The sequence below is a fragment of the Pseudoxanthomonas sp. 97-1-1 genome, assembly GCF_057773125.1.
This window is the reverse complement of record NZ_JBYMTJ010000002.1, coordinates 358,928-374,404: the sequence shown is the minus strand read 5'-3', so window position 1 is coordinate 374,404 and position 15,477 is coordinate 358,928. Positions and strand designations below refer to the sequence as shown.

The following is a 15,477-nucleotide window of genomic DNA, read 5'->3' as shown; positions in this document are numbered from 1 at the left end:
TCCTTAAATCCTTCAGAGATGGAAGATCCCGCGGCGGACCGCAATGGTGACCGCATGCGTGCGGTCGTTGGCATCCAGCTTGGCGAGGATGTTCTTCATGTGCGCCTTCACCGTTTCCTCCGCGATGCCGAGGTGGTGGGCAATGCGCTTGTTGCCGTTGCCGTCCGCCACCTGCCGGAGCACTTCGATCTCGCGCAGGGTCAACGCGTCATCCGACGCATGTTCGGCGATGCCGGACGCGATCTCGGGCGGGATGCACCGGCGACCTGCATGCACGTTGCGGATCGTGTCCACCAGTTCGCGGCGCAGCATGCTCTTGAGCAAGTATCCCGACGCACCCGCCTTGAACGCGCGCAACGCCTGCGCATCGCCCTGGTACGTGGTCAACACCACGACCCGTGCCTCCGGGAATTCGCGATGGATCGCACCGATGGCATCCACGCCATCCATTTCCGGCATCTGCAGGTCCATCAACGTCACGTCCGGGCGGCAGTCGCGGAAAACCTGCAGGGCCTCGCGCCCATTGGCGGCCTCCCCCACCAGTTGCATGTCGGATTGCCCCTCGATCACCGCCGCGATGCCTTCACGCAGCAAGGGGTGATCGTCGACGGTGAGGATACGGATGGGCATTCGGACTTCGGCCTGGACGGGCGCCACGCAATCGGCGGCGCAGCGATCCTTGCACGATACGGGCGCAGCCTCCGGACAGGCAACCCGCCCCCCAATCGGGGGATCCACCCGTCGCCCGATCGGGGCTTATGCGCCATGTGCCGCGTGAGGACCATGACGTACAAGCCCTGCGCCATACCCCTGTCCGCAGGCGCCCCCCCACCGCCAACACCCGAGGACACTGCCGTGGATGGCTCCCCGTCCCTGTTCCCTCTCGCGTCGACGCTTGCGCATTCCACATCAGCCGGGATGTACGCGGACAATGTGCCGGCCCCGAGAGGCCTTGGCGCGCGCGCACTCGCACGTGCGCTTGACCACATCGAACGCCATATCGGCGACAGCCTGACGTTGACCGACATCGCGGCTGCGGCCTGCGTCAGTCGCTTCCACTTCGCCCGACTGTTCCGCGTCAGTACCGGCCAGAGCCCGATGGAATACGTGCTGGCCAAGCGCATCGCCCTGGCCAAGGCGCAACTGGCGCGCGGGCCGCAGAAGATCTCCGCCACGGCCGCCTCGCTGGGCTTCTTCGACCAGAGCCACTTCACCCGTACCTTCCGTCGGATGACGGGCTACTCGCCGCGCGAGTTCCGCCACCTGCACGCGCCGATAACCCGGCACGGGTAACCCTGCCCGGCATCGCGGCGCGATCGCCGCATTCCTCCGTCCTCCACGGGAGCCGCACGATGGCCAAGGTCCTGATCCTCTACTACTCCGCCTACGGGCATATCGAAACCATGGCCCATGCCGTGGCCGAAGGCGTGCGCGCGGGCGGCGCCAGCGCGGACATCAAACGCGTGCCGGAACTGGTGCCCGAGGAGGTCGCGCGGACGTCCCACTACAAGCTCGATCAGCCCGCCCCGGTGGCGACGATCGCGGAACTCGCCGATTACGACGCGATCATCGTCGGCACCGGCACGCGCTTCGGCCGCATGTCCTCGCAGATGGCGAACTTCCTGGACCAGGCCGGCGGCCTGTGGGCCAGGGGGGCGCTGCACGGCAAGGTCGGTGCCGCGTTCACCTCCACCGCCACCCAGCACGGCGGGCAGGAAACCACGCTGTTCTCCATCATCACCAATCTGCTGCATTTCGGCATGGTGATCGTGGGGCTGGACTACGGCTTTGCCGGTCAGATGAAACTGGATGAAGTCACCGGCGGCTCGCCCTACGGCACCACCACCATCGCGGGCGGCGACGGTTCGCGCCAACCCACGCAGAACGAGCTGGACGCCGCGCGCTACCAGGGCCAGCGCGTCGCCGAGACCGCGATCAAGCTGCACGGATGAGGTTCGCGGGCAGCGCGCACGCCGATGCAAGCCAGCGTGCGCGTGCGCGCGCCACAGTGGTGCGATTCCTACCCCATGCCCGGAGCCCGCCATGCCCACCGCCACCCCCGCCGCCGGCAAGACCCTGCTCACGCCTCACGACCACACGCTGGTCCTGATCGACCACCAGTCGCAGATGGCCTTTGCCACGCACTCCATCGACGTGGCGATGCTGCGTAACAACGTTGCACTCGTCGCCAAGGGCGCGGCCGGCTTCGGCGTTTCGACACTGCTGACCACCGTGGCCGAGAAGTCGTTCTCCGGTCCGCTGTTCCCGGAAATCCCCGAAGCCTTCCCGAATGCGAACGTGCTCGACCGCACCACCATGAACTGTTGGGAAGATGCGGCGGTCATCGCGGCGGTGAACGCCTCCGGAAAAGGGCGCATCGTGCTCGGCGGCCTGTGGACCAGCGTGTGCATCGTCGGGCCGGCGCTGTCGGCGCTGGACCAGGGCTTCGAGGTCTACGTGATCGCCGATGCCTGCGGCGATGTCACCGCCGAGGCGCACGAACGCGCCATGCAGCGCATGGTCCAGGCGGGCGTCCGCCCGCTGACCAGCGTGCAGTACCTGCTGGAGCTGCAGCGCGACTGGGCACGCAGCGCGACCTACGACCTGACCACCGGCATCGCCAAACTCCACGGCGGCGGCTATGGGCTGGGCATCCAGTACGCCAAGAGCATGTTCGGGGCGTCCGAAGGCGGCCACTGACGGGACGCCGCGATGACCGCCAACGTCGCGCAACGCGCAGGCCATGAGACTGCCCCGGCCGGGCTGCTGGTGCTGCGCCTGGCCGCCGGCGGTTTCCTCCTGCCGCATGGACTGGGCAAGTTGCTGGGCTGGTTCGGCGGGCCGGGGGTCGCCGGGTTCGCGGCCGAACTCCAGCACTTCGGCCTGCCTTCCGCCGCGCCATTGCCTTTGCTGCTTGCCGCACTGCAGACCCTGCTCGGACTGATGGTGCTCGCGGGTGCGTTCACGCGCATCGCGGCCCTCGGCTCGGCGGCGTTCCTCGGCGTCACCGTGGCGCTGAACCTGTCGCACGGCTGGTTCTGGATGCACGGCGGCATCGAGTACCCGCTGCTGTGGCTGTTGGTGAACCTCGCGGTGGCATTGACCGGGCCGGGCGCATTGTCTTTCGATGCCCTGCGCACCGCACGATCGGGGTTCGCGCATGGCCGTTGACGATACGCGCCGCCACCTGCTGAAGACTGCGGCGGCGGTTGCCGCACTGGCTGCACTGCCCCGCGATGCCCGATCCGGAGAACTTCTCGTGGCCGACCTGATCCTGCGCAACGCCCGCATCACCACGCTGGATGCGGCACAGCCTTCCGCCAGCGCGATCGCCTTCGCCGACGGACGCATACTCGCGGTGGGCGACGAGGCCCACGTGATGGCGCACGCCCGCGACACCACGCGCATCATCGATGCCGGCGGACGCCGGCTGATCCCCGGCCTCAACGACAGCCACACGCACCTGATCCGCGGCGGGCTGAACTACACGCTGGAACTGCGCTGGGACGGCGTGCGCTCGCTGGCCGATGCCATGGCGATGCTGAAGACCCAGGTGGATCGCACGCCGGCGCCGCAATGGGTGCGGGTGGTCGGCGGTTTCAGCGCGCACCAGTTCGCCGAAAAGCGCCTGCCCACGCTGGAGGAGATCAACGCGCTGGCGCCGGACACGCCGGTCTTCCTGCTGCACCTGTACGACCGCGCCCTGCTCAACCGCGCCGCGCTGCGTGCGGTGGGCTACACGAAGGACACCCCTGATCCGCCCGGAGGCCAGATCCAGCGCGACAAGGCGGGCAATCCCACCGGGTTGCTGCTGGCCAAGCCGAACGCGTTGATCCTGTACGCGACGCTGGCCATGGGGCCGAAGCTGCCGGCCGAGTACCAGCTGAACTCCACGCGCCACTTCATGCGCGAGTTGAACCGGCTGGGCATCACGTCGGTGATCGATGCGGGCGGCGGCTTCCAGAACTACCCGGAAGACTACGAGATCATCCAGAAGCTGCACGCGGACGACGAACTGACCGTACGCATCGCCTACAACCTGTTCACCCAGAAGAAGGGGCAGGAACTGGCCGACTTCCAGCGCTGGTCGGGCATGCTCTCGCCGCGCCAGGGCGACGACATGCTGCGCCACAACGGCGCGGGCGAGATGCTGGTGTTCTCGGCGGCGGACTTCGAGGATTTCCGCGAACCGCGTCCCGAATTACCGGCCGGCATGGAAGGCGAGCTGGATGACGTGGTGCGCCTGCTTGCGGAAAAGCGCTGGCCATTCCGCATCCATGCCACCTATGACGAAAGCATCACCCGCGTGCTCGACGTCTACGAACGCGTGAACCGCGAGGTGCCGTTCGATGGCCTGCACTGGATCATCGACCACGCCGAGACCATCTCGCCGCGCAACATCGACCGCGTGCGCGCACTGGGCGGCGGCATCGCCATCCAGCACCGCATGGCGTTCCAGGGCGAGTTCTTCGCCGAACGCTACGGCAGCGACGCGCTGAAGCACACGCCGCCGGTGCGCCGCATGCTGCAGGCGGGCGTGCCGGTCGGCGCGGGCACCGACGCCACCCGTGTCGCCAGCTACAACCCGTGGGTGGCGCTGTACTGGCTGGTCAGCGGGCGCACGCTCGGCGGACTGCGCATGTACGGCGACGACAACCGGCTGGAACGCGAGGAGGCGCTGGCGCTGTGGACCCGGGGCAGCGCGTGGTTCTCCAGCGAACAGGACCACAAGGGACGACTGGCGCCGGGCCAGTTCGCCGACGTGTCGCTGTTGTCCGCGGATTTCTTCAGCGTGCCCGAGGCCGACATCCCCGACATCACCAGTGTGTTGACGGTGGTGGGCGGACGCATCGTGCACGGCGACAGACCGTATGCCCCGCTCGCACCCACCTTGCCACCCCCGATGCCGGACTGGTCGCCGGTCAACCGCTTCGGCGGCTACCAGGGCGGCACCCTGGCGCAGGCGACCGCAGCGATATCGCATGCACATGGCAAGCACTGCCAGGTGCATGAGCACGGCCATGCCGCACACCACGCCACCCCCACGCACGACCTGCGCAATTTCTGGGGCGCGATGGGTTGCTCCTGCTTCGCGTTCTGACCGATGGCGACGCCCGCACCCGTCGGACCCTGGTCACCGCTTCAGCAACCGACATTCCGCGCGCTGTGGCTGGCGATCCTGGTCGGCAACATCGGCACCTGGATCCATGATGTCGCCGCCGCCTGGGTCATGGCGGAAACCACCGGTTCGCCGCTGATGGTGGCCGCGGTGCAATCCGCCACCACCCTGCCCGTCGTGCTGCTGGCCATCGTGGCCGGCACGCTGGCCGACATCGTCGACCGGCGGCGCTACCTGATCATCGCGCAGCTGTGGATGCTGCTGGTCGCCAGCACGCTGGCGGTGTTGGCGCACCTGGACATGCTGCGGCCGTGGACGCTGGTGGCGCTGACGTTCGCGCTTGGCATCGGCGCGGCGATGGCGATGCCCGCGCAGCAGGCGACCACGCCCGAGCTGGTTCCGCGGCCGATGCTGGGGCCGGCGGTGGCGCTGGGCTCGTTGAGCATGAACATCGCGCGTTCCATCGGACCTGCGCTCGGCGGCCTGATCGTGGCGCAGGCCGGCATCGCGTGGGCGTTCGCGGTGAACGCGTTGAGCTTCCTCGGCGTGGTCGTGGTGCTGTGGCGCTGGCGGCGCTCGCCGGCATCCTCCGCTTTGCCACCGGAAACCTTCGGCGCGGCGCTGCGCGCCGGGCTGCGTTATGCCGGGCAGGCCTCGGTACTGCAGTCGGTACTGGTGAAGGCCGCCTGCTTCTTCGTCTTCGCCAGTGCGTTGACCGCGCTGCTGCCCATCGTGGTGAAGCAGGAGCTGGGTGCCAGTGCGGGCACCTATGGCCTGCTGCTGGGCTGCATCGGCATCGGCGCGATCGCCGGCGCCATGCTGCTGCCGGCCCTGCGCACGCGGTTCGATCCCGACGCGATGGTGCTGGCCGCCACCGGCGTCTACGCAGGCTGCATGGTGGCGCTCGCCCTGCTGCGCAACATCCCCGCGCTGTATGTGGTTTCGCTGTTCAATGGCTTCGCGTGGATCACGGTGCTGTCATCGCTGCAGATCGCCGCGCAGACTTCGGTGCCGGCGTGGGTACGGGCACGCGCGCTGTCGCTGTACATCGTGGTGTTTTCCGCAGGCATGGCGGTGGGCAGCCTGGGCTGGGGCGCGGTCGCGCAGGCCTACGGAACGCCGATGGCGCTGATCGTGGCGGCGATCGGCACGGTGATCGCTGCATTGGCCAGCTGGCGGTTCAAGCTGGGCGAGGCCGCGCGCGTCAACGTCACCCCGTCCGGCCACTGGCCACAACCGGTGGTCGCGGGTGATGTCGGCGGTGACCGCGGTCCGGTACTGGTGACGGTCGAGTACCGCGTGGATATCGCACGGCGCGAGGAATTCCTGGCCCGCATGCAGCCGTTGGGGCACGCGCGCCGTCGCAACGGCGCCGTGCAATGGGGCGTGGCCGAAGACAGCACGCAGCCCGGCACCTACCTGGAGTACTTCGTCGACTGCTCCTGGCACGAGCACCTGCGCCAGCACGAACGCGTCACCGAAGACGAGCGCGCCCTGCAGGATGCGATCAAGGCGCTGCTGGAAGACCCGACCCACGCACCCGTCGTGCGGCATTTCATCGGCGGTGCGCCAGGCAATCCCGTGCCAGCGCCATCGCAGGCGCCCGGAGGCATGGCATGAACCTGAAATTCCTCGCGGGCGTGCTGCTGGGCTTCGCCATCGGCTTCGGCTGTCGCTGGATGGGCATCCCGGTGCCGGCACCGCCGGTGCTGGTGGGCGCGCTGCTGGTGGTGGCGATGACGCTGGGGTATGTCGTCGCCGACCGTTTCATGGCGCGCCGCGAAGCACGCCACGTCGCCCACTGCGGCGGACCGACCGGCGAAACAAGACAGGGAGGACGCCCATGATGCTGACGTTGCTCGGCCTGGTGCTCGCGCTGGCCATCGGCATGGGCTGCCGCCTGCTGGACGTGCCGCTGCCCGCCCCGCCTCGGCTGCAGGGCGCGCTGCTGGTAGTCGCCATGACGGCAGGCTTCCTGGTCGCCGAGCGCATGCTCGCCTGAACGACCGCGTCCCGAGAACGGAAAAGGGTGCGCATCCGCGCACCCTTTCTGGTCGATGCAAGCGCCGCAGAGCCGCCTGCCTACTTCAACGGCGGCAGGTCGAATACCAGCACTTCCGCCCCAATGCCCTGGCCCACGCTGACCAGCGGCTCGCCTTCGTAAAGCAACGCATCGCCCGCCGACAGGGTACGGCCATTGACGGTCACTTCGCCGCGCGCCACGTGCACGTAACCCAGGCGACCTTCGGCCAGGCGCAGTTCCGCCGCTTCATCCCCGTCGAACAGGCCGGCGTACAGGCGCGCATCCTGATGGATGGAGATCGAACCATCGGCGCCGTCCGGGCTGACCACCAGCCGCAGGCGGCCCTGCTTCTCTTCGGCGGCGAAGCGCTTCTCTTCGTACGAGGGCGCCACGCCCTGCTTGTCGGGGATGATCCAGATCTGCAGGAAATGCGTGGTACCGGTTTCGCTGTAGTTGAATTCCGAATGCTGCACGCCGGTGCCGGCGCTCATGCGCTGCACGTCGCCCGGCACGATGCTGGAGCTGGTACCCATCGAGTCCTTGTGGCCCAGCGCACCTTCCAGCACGTAGCTGATGATTTCCATGTCGCGGTGGCCGTGTTCGCCGAAGCCGCGGCCGGCGGCCACGCGATCCTCGTTGATCACGCGCAGCGGACCCCAGTGGACGTGCTTGTCGTCGAAATAGCTCGCGAAGGAGAAGCTGTGCCACGAGTCCAGCCAGCCGTGGTTGGCGTGGCCGCGAGCGGTGGCGGGGCGCAAGGTGATCATGGCGGTGCTCCGGTGTGTGGTGAGGCGTGCAGCATGATCCTCAACACGAATGGGATAAAGCCAACAAAAACCAATAGGTCGTTCCATTAATGGAAATATAGGCCAGGCAACCTGAGTTGCGCCAAGCCTGCTGGAACGATCAGACAGGAAGCGCCGCAGCCCTGGCCGTCGCGCACGCGGACATTCCATGCATGCCACGCCCCGATCCGCGCGCAAGCGCACGGGGGCTGCCGAGAAACATTTCCATCCTGGATGACGCGGTGATTTAAACTTGCATGGTTTCCTTCGCTGCACATCCAACCTCATGCCCTTCGTCGTCACCGAAAACTGCATCAAGTGCAAGTACACCGACTGCGTGGAAGTCTGCCCTGTGGACTGCTTCCATGAAGGCCCCAACTTCCTGGTGATCGACCCGGACGAATGCATCGACTGCACGCTGTGCGAACCCGAGTGCCCGATCAATGCCATCTACCCGGAAGACGACGTGCCGGCTGGCCAGGAAGGCTACGTCGCGCTCAACGCCGAACTCTCCCGGGCATGGCCGGTGATCACCACGCGCAAGGATCCGCTGCCGGACGCGAAGGAATGGGAAGGCAAGCCGGACAAGCTGCCGCTGCTGGAGCGTTGACGGGCGCGCACTGCCGCACCATGCACATAAAAAAAGGCGCCGCGAGGCGCCTTTTTTCGTCATCCCGGCGAACGCCGGAATCCATGTCGCCTTTGCCGTGGCAGTCGGAGTGCACTCGCAGGATCAAGATGGGTCCCAGCGTGCGCTGGGACGACGGCAAACACCACTATCTCCGCCGCAGCGGGCTGCCCATCGGCCAGCTTGACCTCCAGCGCGGCGAGCAGCTCGACTGTCATCGGCAAGTTGGCGGGCCCGCCGCAAGCACATGGAAAAGGCGCCGTGAGGCGCCTTTTCGTCATCCTGGCGAACGCCGGGATCCATGTTGCCTTTGCCGTGGCAGTCGGTCGGAGTGCACACGCAGGATCAAGATGGATCCCAGCGTGCGTAAACGGGACGACGGCAGCACATCTTTCACCCCGCCGCAGCGGATTGCTCACCCGCCCAGCTTGGCCTTCAGCGCCGCCAGCAGCTTGGTTGCGGCCGGCGACGTGGCCGGCAGGCCGCGCGGATCGACTGCCGTCACGTAGGCGCCGGCTTCGACGCCCGACACCCGGACGAGGAAGCTGGCCCCCTCGTAGCTGACGTCGTAGGTGCCCAGCAGCTGGGCCCGGCTGGCGATGGTGACGCCCTCGACGCCGGCGAGCGCTTCGCCCACGCGGGTGAACGCTTCGTCACGGGTACCGGCGACGGTGAAACCACCCGCGGCTGCGGGTGCTGCGGCCGCCGTGGCCTGGCTGGCGGCAGGTATCTGCATGGCGCCACTGGTGTTGGGCAGGTTGAGGTCCGGCGGCACTTCCAGCGGACGCGTTTCAGGCGCCAGCGCGTAGTCGCCCTTCGCGCCCTTCTTGAACCATGAGCAGCCGGCGACGGAAACGACCAGCAGCACCAGGGCAAGCGGACGCACGAGGGAAGACGAAAGACGCATGAGGATCTCCTGGGTTCAGGCCGCGAGGATGTCGCGGTTGGATTGTGCTTCCAGCGCCTGCGCCATGGCGGCGAGACGATCGGCAGTATCGGTATGGATGGAGGACAGCGAAAGCAGCGGCAGGCGCAGGCCATCGCCGAAGCCTGCGCGCTGCAGCAGCGCCTTCACCGGGATGGGGTTGGATTCCACGCCGAGGAAGGCATAGATCTCCTGCAATTGGGCATCCAGTCCGGCGACTGCGGCCGCCTCGCCCGAACGGGCGAGGTCGCACAGGCGGCGGAAGGTGCGCGGCAGGGCATTCGAGCCCACCGAGATGAGGCCATCGGCACCGGCCAGCATGGCGCGGGAGGCCGTCGGGTCGTCGCCGCTCAGGACCGCGAAGCCCTCCTTCCGCAGCGCCAGCAGGGCCGCCATGCGTTCGGGTTCGGCGCGCGCTTCCTTGATGCCCACGATGTTCGGATGATCGACGAGCTCGGCCACCGTTTCCGGCAACAGATCGCATCCGGTGCGACCGGGCACGTTGTAGAGCACCACGGGCAATCCGCCCTGGTCGGCCACTGCCCGGTAATGCGCCACCAGCCCGGCCTGCGTCGGGCGCACGTAGGGCGGCGTGACGACCAGCGCGAGCTGCGCACCCGCTGCTGCTGCGCGTCGCGTGGCGGCAATGGTCTTGGCGGTATTCATCTGGCCGGTGCCGGCCAGCACGGGAATGCGCCCGCGCACGTCCTCCACCGCGATGCGCAGCAGTGTGTCGTATTCGTCGTCGGAGAGCGCAGCCGCTTCACCGGTCGATCCCGCCACCACCACGCCCTGCGTGCCTCCGTCCAGTTGCTGTTTGAGCAGCGAACGCCAGGCTTCCAGGTCGAGTTCGCCCGACGCCAGGAACGGCGTGGCCAGTGCGGTGATGCTGCCGGAAAGATGCAAGGGATGGCTCTCGGTGGGGTGTCCGGCGTCCGGAGGCGCCCATAAGCGCAGTTGGCCGGTTCGCCTGCAATGTCGGCCGCATGTTACTTGCGGGCTCAAAGGGCGGGCAAGTATGCTGCCTGCGTCGCCGGGACGCTGCCCGGCCGCCATTCAGCCTGACCGCAACGCCGGAAGCTCTCTTGACCGATTCCACGCCCCGGCCTTCGCCGACCGAAAACCACCTCCTGATCACCGCCTATACGACGCATCCGGAGTCGCCGCTTCTGTCGGTGACGCGCCGCATCGCCGACAGCGGCTGCAATCTGGTGGATGCCCGGCTGTCCACGGTGGGGCGCGACGTCTCCGTCACGGCGCTGGCGACGGGTTCGTGGGACGCGGTGGCGAAGCTGGAAACCATGCTCACGCGGCTCGAGCGCGACGAGGGCCTGAAGCTGGTGTTCTACCGCACCGGTCCCAAGGTGGTGCAGTCCAACCTGCTGCCCTACATCGTGGAAGTGGTGGCCGCGGACAAACCGGGCATCCTGTTCCAGCTGGCCGACTTCTTCGACCGCCAGGGCATCACCATCGAAAACCTGCAGAGCACGCGCTACCGCGCCATGCAGACCGGTGCGGAGATGTTCTCGGCGCAGGTGACCATCGGCGTGCCGGCCAACATGCACATCGCCGCGCTGCGCGACGACTTCCTTGAATTCTGCGACCATCTGAACCTGGACGCGATCATGGATCCGATGAAGTTCTGACGATGACGGCGAAAAGCGCGAACGCCCTGCCCAAATCGACACTGAAACTGCCGCTGGCCTTGTCCGGCGGCGAGACCACCACCCTCGCCGACCATGCCGGCCACTGGCTGGTGCTGTACTTCTACCCGAAGGACAGCACGCCCGGGTGCACCACCGAGGGCCTGGACTTCAATGCGCTGCTGCCGAAGTTCCGGAAACTGGATGCCACCGTGCTGGGCGTCTCCCGCGACTCGGTGAAGTCGCACGACAACTTCTGCGCAAAGCAAGGGTTCAAGTTCCCGCTGGTGAGCGACGCCGACGAAGCCCTGTGCAGGGCCTTCGACGTGATCCACGAAAAGAACATGTACGGCCGCAAGGTGCTGGGCGTGGTGCGCAGCACGTTCCTGATCTCGCCCGACGGCCGCATTGCACAGGAATGGCGCGGCGTGAAGGTTCCCGGCCATGCCGACGCCGTGCTGGACGCCCTGAAGGCCCACCAGGCCCAGTGACCGAATTCCCCTCCACCCCATCCACCATCCCGCGCCGCGGCGGGTCATGGTGGTTCGCTGCTGTCCGCGGAAAAGTCGCCCGTGTTCACACATCTTCCTCGATGAGGTTGCCCGAATGACCCGTAGCAAGCGTATCTATGTGTTGGACACCAACGTGCTGATGCACGACCCCACCGCGCTGTTCAAGTTCGAGGAACACGACGTCTACCTGCCGATGCAGGTGATCGAGGAACTGGACAACGGCAAGAAGGGCACGTCGGAAGCGAGCCGCAATGCGCGGCAGGTCAGCCGCTTCCTCAATGAACTGGTCGAGACCTCCGGCCTGGACAACGTGGCCGCCGGCATTCCGCTGATCCAGCCGAACAGCCTGCAACTGCGAGGCTCGCAGAGCGCGGGCCTGCTCCGCTTCCAGACCAGCCATTTCGACGCCGGCAAGAGCTTCGGCGCGGTCATCCCCGACAACGCCATCCTCGGCGCCATCCTCGCGCTGAAGGAGAGCGAGCCGGAGATCCCGGTGGTGTTCGTGTCCAAGGACATCAACCTGCGCATCAAGGCGGCGATTGCCGGGATCGTGTCGGAGGATTACGAGAACGACCGCGCGCTGGACGATTTCAGCCTGCTGTACACCGGCGCGGATCCGCTGCCGGAGGACTTCTGGCAGCGCCACGGCAAGGACCTGCGCTCCTGGACCGACAAGGGACGCACGTATTACGAAGTCACCATGACCGAGGGCGCAGGCTGGTACCCGAACCAGTACCTCTACCTGCCCGGTGATGACGAATCGGAGTTCCGCGTCAGCCGGGTGGAAGGCGACAAGGCGACGCTGCAGATCGTCGACGACTTCCGCCACAGCCAGCACGCGGTATGGGGCATCAATGCGCGCAACCGCGAGCAGAATTTCGCACTCAACGCGCTGATGGATCCGGAAGTCGACTTCGTCACCCTGCTCGGCACCGCCGGCACCGGCAAGACGCTGCTGGCACTGGCGGCCGGCCTGGCGCAGACGATGGACCAGCAGCGCTACCGCGAGATCATCATGACCCGCGCCACGGTCAGCGTGGGCGAGGACATCGGCTTCCTGCCCGGTACGGAAGAGGAAAAGATGACGCCTTGGATGGGCGCGCTGACCGACAACCTGGAAGTACTGACGCACAACCAGGAAGGCGGTGCGTGGGGGCGTGCGGCGACCAACGACCTGCTCGCCTCGCGCATCAAGATCCGCTCGATGAACTTCATGCGCGGGCGCACGTTCCTGTCGCGCTACCTGATCCTCGATGAGGCGCAGAACCTCACGCCCAAGCAGATGAAGACGCTGATCACCCGCGCCGGCCCGGGCACCAAGATCGTGTGCCTCGGCAACGTGGAGCAGATCGACACGCCGTACCTTACCGAGACGACATCCGGCCTGACCTACGCGGTGGACCGCTTCAAGAACTGGGCGCACAGCGCGCACATCACGCTGCGGCGTGGCGAGCGGTCGCGTCTGGCGGATTACGCGTCGGAAGTGCTGTAACGGCGTACGGCCGCTGCGCTCACCGGTCAGCGCAGCGGCCACACGCGAACCCGCCATGCACGATCCCTACGCCCCGACACACTACGCCTCGGATCCCGTCCTGCCGGACGCGGAGGCTACGGCACCGCACGGCATGCAATGGCGGCGCATCGTGCTTGCCAGCGCAGTGATTTTCCTGGCGATCGCAGTGTCGGCCGCCGTTTCCGCATTCTCCCTGTCGATGCTTGCACTACGCTTCGCAGACGGCCGGTGGCAGGACGTGGCGGACATCTCTTACATCGTCCAGAGCACGATCTTCGTTCTCGTCGCCTCGGCAGGCTACGGGTGGTTTGCCGCAGGCGTCAGGTATCGACGCCTCCTGCATGTACTGATCGCCTGGAGCCTGGTCCAGTTGGCTGCGCTCGCCGTTCTGCTTGTCGTTCGACCGGGCGGCCTCGGTCCTCCCGCTTGGCAGCCCTGGCTGCTGGAACTGCTGCCTGCGTTCGCCGGTTGGGCGCTGACGGGTCTGTGGCCGGGACGCGGCCGCCGCGCCACGCGCGTGGCTGGGTAACCCGGTCATGGGTCTGCACCTTCCCCGCTGGGTCTGGATCGGCGCCGTCCTGCTGGCGTGCGTGGCGGGGATGGTCAATGTCATCGGCTATCTCGGCTTCGAGCATCAGGCGGTCAGCCACCTGACCGGCACCACCAGCCTGCTGGGCGCGGCGATCGCGCATGGCGACCTGCGTTCCGTGATCCACCTGTGGGGCGTGCTGATCGCGTTCTGCGCCGGCGCGATGCTGAGCGGCCTGATCATCCAGGACCAGACGCTGAAACTGGGGCGTCGCTACGGCGTGGTACTGGCCCTGGAAGCGGTCGTGCTGCTCGCCGCGATTCCGCTGTTCAAGCAGGAACAGATCTGGGGCGCCCTGCTCGCCGCCATGGCGTGCGGACTGCAGAACGCGATGGTCACCACCTACAGCGGTGCCGCCGTCCGTACCACGCACCTCAGCGGCATGTTCACCGACCTCGGCATCGGACTGGGCCACCTGCTGCGCGGCATGCCGCTGCCGGTGCGCCGGCTGACCCTCAGCGGCCTGATCATCAGCGGTTTCCTCGCCGGAGGCGTGCTCGGCGCGTGGCTGTACCTGCGCCTGGCCTACGACGCGCTGCTGGTGCCCGCGATGCTCACCGGGCTCACGGGTATCGCGCACGTCGTATATCTGCATCGACGTTTCGTCGATACGGGCACGGAGCCGGTGGATCACGGCGTCGAACGCGGACCACCGGATTGATCCGTCCTTTCCCGGGTCTCAGTGCCTGAATCGCTCGCGTAGCCGGATCAGCGGCTTCTCCACCGCGAAATAGCTGGCGCAGGCCGCCAGGAAAGGCAGGACGATCGCCAACGGCAGCATCTCGCGGGCGAGCGGGACATTCCTGCCCAGGAAGATCTGTTGCCACAGATAGAGCGAGTAGCTGATCGTACCGATGAACACGGCCACCTGGCTGTTCAGCACGCGGTCGATTCCGGCATTGACCCGGAACACGACACCGAGCAGGCAGACCGCGATGGCGATGTTGACCAGCGTCGCACCCACCGGCAGGTAGAACGACGGCCACTCGGAGAACGACGCCGCCACCACGGCAACCAGCGCCGCGAGCGGATAGGCTGCCGCCGGAATCGCGCCCGCCAACCGCTCCTTGCCGAACCGGTGCACCAGCAGCGCTGTCAGGCAACCCGTGGCCAGTGAATCCGCCACGTACTGGAACTCTTCGTCGATCCCGATGCGCGCCTGCGGCCACCCCATCCACGCGACCACACGCACCAGCGGTGCCAGCGCGATGATGACCCCCACCACGACGGCGGCGCGCTTGCCCGACCACAGGAACAGCAAGGGCCAGAGCAGGTAGAACTGCTCCTCCACCGCCAGCGACCACAGGTGCCCCAGCGCCCATCCACGGTCGTGGTGGTAATCCATCGTATAGGTCAGCGCATGCAGCACGTCCCCGGGCTTCAGCGTCGCCCAGCCGATGGACGCCACCACGACCGCGCACGCAATGTACAGATAGGCTGCGGGGAAGATCCGGATCGTCCTGCGCAGGTAGAAGTCGCGCAACGAAACACGCCCCCGCCGGCTGCGTTCGTCGATCAGCAGCGTGGTGATCAGGAAACCGGAGAGCACGAAGAAGATCGCCACGCCGAAGCGTGCGATGTCGAGCACGAGCAGGTTCCTGATCACCACCGGGAACTGGGGAAGGCCGGCGGCGTGTCCCAGCAGAACCATGAGCACGGCGATCGCGCGCACGCCATCGAGCCCTGAAAGCCGTTTTCCCACGCCATCCCCTGTCGCCGTTCCCGGCACGCCCTGCGATA

The 15,477-nt window shown here is 67.2% G+C and carries 19 protein-coding genes; 14 read left to right on the top strand and 5 right to left on the bottom strand.

Translation table 11 applies throughout. The features are described 5' to 3' along the window. Positions 1–12 precede the first annotated feature (12 nt). Positions 13–630 carry a response regulator gene (locus AC3DET_RS08960; RefSeq protein ID WP_446538588.1) on the bottom strand — a complete coding sequence of 206 codons (618 nt, stop codon included), beginning with the start codon at positions 628–630 and terminating at the stop codon, positions 13–15. A 303-nt stretch (positions 631–933) separates the two neighbouring features. Between AC3DET_RS08960 and AC3DET_RS08955 the strand changes: the two genes are divergently transcribed. From AC3DET_RS08955 to AC3DET_RS08920, 8 genes are all read left to right on the top strand, one after another. Continuing rightward, positions 934–1,293, top strand: a complete 360-nt coding sequence (locus AC3DET_RS08955; RefSeq protein WP_446538589.1) for a helix-turn-helix transcriptional regulator — start codon at positions 934–936, stop codon at positions 1,291–1,293. 59 nt (positions 1,294–1,352) lie between these two features. Then, complete coding sequence (wrbA, locus tag AC3DET_RS08950; protein ID WP_192201470.1) at positions 1,353–1,952, top strand: NAD(P)H:quinone oxidoreductase; 600 nt, start codon at positions 1,353–1,355, stop codon at positions 1,950–1,952. Between the two features lie 91 nt (positions 1,953–2,043). Further along, the gene (locus AC3DET_RS08945) at positions 2,044–2,700 is read left to right on the top strand and encodes a hydrolase (RefSeq protein ID WP_446538590.1); all 657 of its coding nucleotides are present in this window, start codon (positions 2,044–2,046) and stop codon (positions 2,698–2,700) included. Positions 2,701–2,712: 12 nt separating this feature from the next. Continuing rightward, positions 2,713–3,171 carry a DoxX family protein gene (locus AC3DET_RS08940; RefSeq protein ID WP_446538591.1) on the top strand — a complete coding sequence of 153 codons (459 nt, stop codon included), beginning with the start codon at positions 2,713–2,715 and terminating at the stop codon, positions 3,169–3,171. An 88-nt stretch (positions 3,172–3,259) separates the two neighbouring features. Continuing rightward, on the top strand, positions 3,260–5,101 hold the full coding sequence (locus tag AC3DET_RS08935) for an amidohydrolase (protein WP_488391718.1): 1,842 nt from the start codon (positions 3,260–3,262) through the stop codon (positions 5,099–5,101). Positions 5,102–5,104: 3 nt separating this feature from the next. Beyond that, positions 5,105–6,739 carry an MFS transporter gene (locus AC3DET_RS08930; RefSeq protein ID WP_488391391.1) on the top strand — a complete coding sequence of 545 codons (1,635 nt, stop codon included), beginning with the start codon at positions 5,105–5,107 and terminating at the stop codon, positions 6,737–6,739. Then, on the top strand, positions 6,736–6,966 hold the full coding sequence (locus tag AC3DET_RS08925; RefSeq protein ID WP_337731065.1) for a DUF1427 family protein: 231 nt from the start codon (positions 6,736–6,738) through the stop codon (positions 6,964–6,966). Before AC3DET_RS08930 ends, AC3DET_RS08925 begins: the two co-directional genes overlap by 4 nt. Beyond that, positions 6,963–7,121: a DUF1427 family protein gene (locus AC3DET_RS08920; RefSeq protein ID WP_142124313.1), complete on the top strand. Its 159-nt coding sequence runs from the start codon at positions 6,963–6,965 to the stop codon at positions 7,119–7,121. The genes AC3DET_RS08925 and AC3DET_RS08920 overlap by 4 nt, the downstream gene beginning before the upstream one ends. 80 nt (positions 7,122–7,201) lie before the next feature. On the opposite strand, the gene AC3DET_RS08915 is transcribed toward AC3DET_RS08920, so the two are convergent. Further along, positions 7,202–7,909 carry a pirin family protein gene (locus tag AC3DET_RS08915; protein WP_192201475.1) on the bottom strand — a complete coding sequence of 236 codons (708 nt, stop codon included), beginning with the start codon at positions 7,907–7,909 and terminating at the stop codon, positions 7,202–7,204. Positions 7,910–8,213: 304 nt separating this feature from the next. Here AC3DET_RS08915 and fdxA point away from each other — a divergent pair, with 304 nt between their 5' ends. After that, positions 8,214–8,537: a ferredoxin FdxA gene (fdxA, locus tag AC3DET_RS08910; RefSeq protein WP_056881145.1), complete on the top strand. Its 324-nt coding sequence runs from the start codon at positions 8,214–8,216 to the stop codon at positions 8,535–8,537. Positions 8,538–8,970: 433 nt separating this feature from the next. Here the strand turns inward: fdxA and AC3DET_RS08905 are convergent, their stop codons facing one another. Together AC3DET_RS08905 and dapA are read right to left on the bottom strand one after the other, a co-directional pair. After that, positions 8,971–9,462 (bottom strand): hypothetical protein, encoded by a 492-nt coding sequence (locus AC3DET_RS08905; protein WP_192201476.1) that lies wholly within the window; start codon positions 9,460–9,462, stop codon positions 8,971–8,973. A gap of 15 nt (positions 9,463–9,477) precedes the next feature. After that, the gene (gene dapA / locus AC3DET_RS08900; RefSeq protein ID WP_488391390.1) at positions 9,478–10,386 is read right to left on the bottom strand and encodes a 4-hydroxy-tetrahydrodipicolinate synthase; all 909 of its coding nucleotides are present in this window, start codon (positions 10,384–10,386) and stop codon (positions 9,478–9,480) included. A gap of 179 nt (positions 10,387–10,565) precedes the next feature. Between dapA and AC3DET_RS08895 the strand changes: the two genes are divergently transcribed. From AC3DET_RS08895 to AC3DET_RS08875, 5 genes are all read left to right on the top strand, one after another. Further along, positions 10,566–11,126, top strand: a complete 561-nt coding sequence (locus AC3DET_RS08895) for a glycine cleavage system transcriptional repressor (protein WP_142124317.1) — start codon at positions 10,566–10,568, stop codon at positions 11,124–11,126. A gap of 2 nt (positions 11,127–11,128) precedes the next feature. Next, positions 11,129–11,614, top strand: coding sequence for a peroxiredoxin (locus AC3DET_RS08890; RefSeq protein ID WP_446538596.1), 486 nt, complete (start codon positions 11,129–11,131; stop codon positions 11,612–11,614). A gap of 115 nt (positions 11,615–11,729) precedes the next feature. Beyond that, positions 11,730–13,127: a PhoH family protein gene (locus tag AC3DET_RS08885; RefSeq protein ID WP_337731069.1), complete on the top strand. Its 1,398-nt coding sequence runs from the start codon at positions 11,730–11,732 to the stop codon at positions 13,125–13,127. Between the two features lie 55 nt (positions 13,128–13,182). Then, positions 13,183–13,677: a hypothetical protein gene (locus AC3DET_RS08880; RefSeq protein WP_488391389.1), complete on the top strand. Its 495-nt coding sequence runs from the start codon at positions 13,183–13,185 to the stop codon at positions 13,675–13,677. 7 nt (positions 13,678–13,684) lie between these two features. After that, entirely contained in the window at positions 13,685–14,398 is a 714-nt protein-coding gene (locus AC3DET_RS08875; RefSeq protein WP_337731071.1) for a YoaK family protein, read from the top strand. 18 nt (positions 14,399–14,416) lie between these two features. Here AC3DET_RS08875 and AC3DET_RS08870 read toward each other — a convergent pair whose 3' ends face one another. Next, positions 14,417–15,439, bottom strand: coding sequence for an acyltransferase family protein (locus tag AC3DET_RS08870; protein WP_488391388.1), 1,023 nt, complete (start codon positions 15,437–15,439; stop codon positions 14,417–14,419). Between the last annotated feature and the right edge of the window lie 38 nt (positions 15,440–15,477).

What these genes read in the sequence shown, in the direction of transcription:
- AC3DET_RS08880 (WP_488391389.1), top strand. Translation starts at nt 13,183, where the DNA reads ATGCACGATCCCTACGCCCCGACACACTACGCCTCGGATCCCGTCCTG.
- AC3DET_RS08920 (WP_142124313.1), top strand. Translation starts at nt 6,963, where the DNA reads ATGATGCTGACGTTGCTCGGCCTGGTGCTCGCGCTGGCCATCGGCATG.
- AC3DET_RS08945 (WP_446538590.1), top strand. Translation starts at nt 2,044, where the DNA reads ATGCCCACCGCCACCCCCGCCGCCGGCAAGACCCTGCTCACGCCTCAC.
- AC3DET_RS08930 (WP_488391391.1), top strand. Translation starts at nt 5,105, where the DNA reads ATGGCGACGCCCGCACCCGTCGGACCCTGGTCACCGCTTCAGCAACCG.
- wrbA (WP_192201470.1), top strand. Translation starts at nt 1,353, where the DNA reads ATGGCCAAGGTCCTGATCCTCTACTACTCCGCCTACGGGCATATCGAA.
- AC3DET_RS08875 (WP_337731071.1), top strand. Translation starts at nt 13,685, where the DNA reads ATGGGTCTGCACCTTCCCCGCTGGGTCTGGATCGGCGCCGTCCTGCTG.
- AC3DET_RS08940 (WP_446538591.1), top strand. Translation starts at nt 2,713, where the DNA reads ATGACCGCCAACGTCGCGCAACGCGCAGGCCATGAGACTGCCCCGGCC.
- AC3DET_RS08925 (WP_337731065.1), top strand. Translation starts at nt 6,736, where the DNA reads ATGAACCTGAAATTCCTCGCGGGCGTGCTGCTGGGCTTCGCCATCGGC.
- AC3DET_RS08885 (WP_337731069.1), top strand. Translation starts at nt 11,730, where the DNA reads ATGACCCGTAGCAAGCGTATCTATGTGTTGGACACCAACGTGCTGATG.
- AC3DET_RS08890 (WP_446538596.1), top strand. Translation starts at nt 11,129, where the DNA reads ATGACGGCGAAAAGCGCGAACGCCCTGCCCAAATCGACACTGAAACTG.
- AC3DET_RS08905 (WP_192201476.1), bottom strand. Translation starts at nt 9,462, where the DNA reads ATGCGTCTTTCGTCTTCCCTCGTGCGTCCGCTTGCCCTGGTGCTGCTG.
- AC3DET_RS08915 (WP_192201475.1), bottom strand. Translation starts at nt 7,909, where the DNA reads ATGATCACCTTGCGCCCCGCCACCGCTCGCGGCCACGCCAACCACGGC.
- AC3DET_RS08960 (WP_446538588.1), bottom strand. Translation starts at nt 630, where the DNA reads ATGCCCATCCGTATCCTCACCGTCGACGATCACCCCTTGCTGCGTGAA.
- fdxA (WP_056881145.1), top strand. Translation starts at nt 8,214, where the DNA reads ATGCCCTTCGTCGTCACCGAAAACTGCATCAAGTGCAAGTACACCGAC.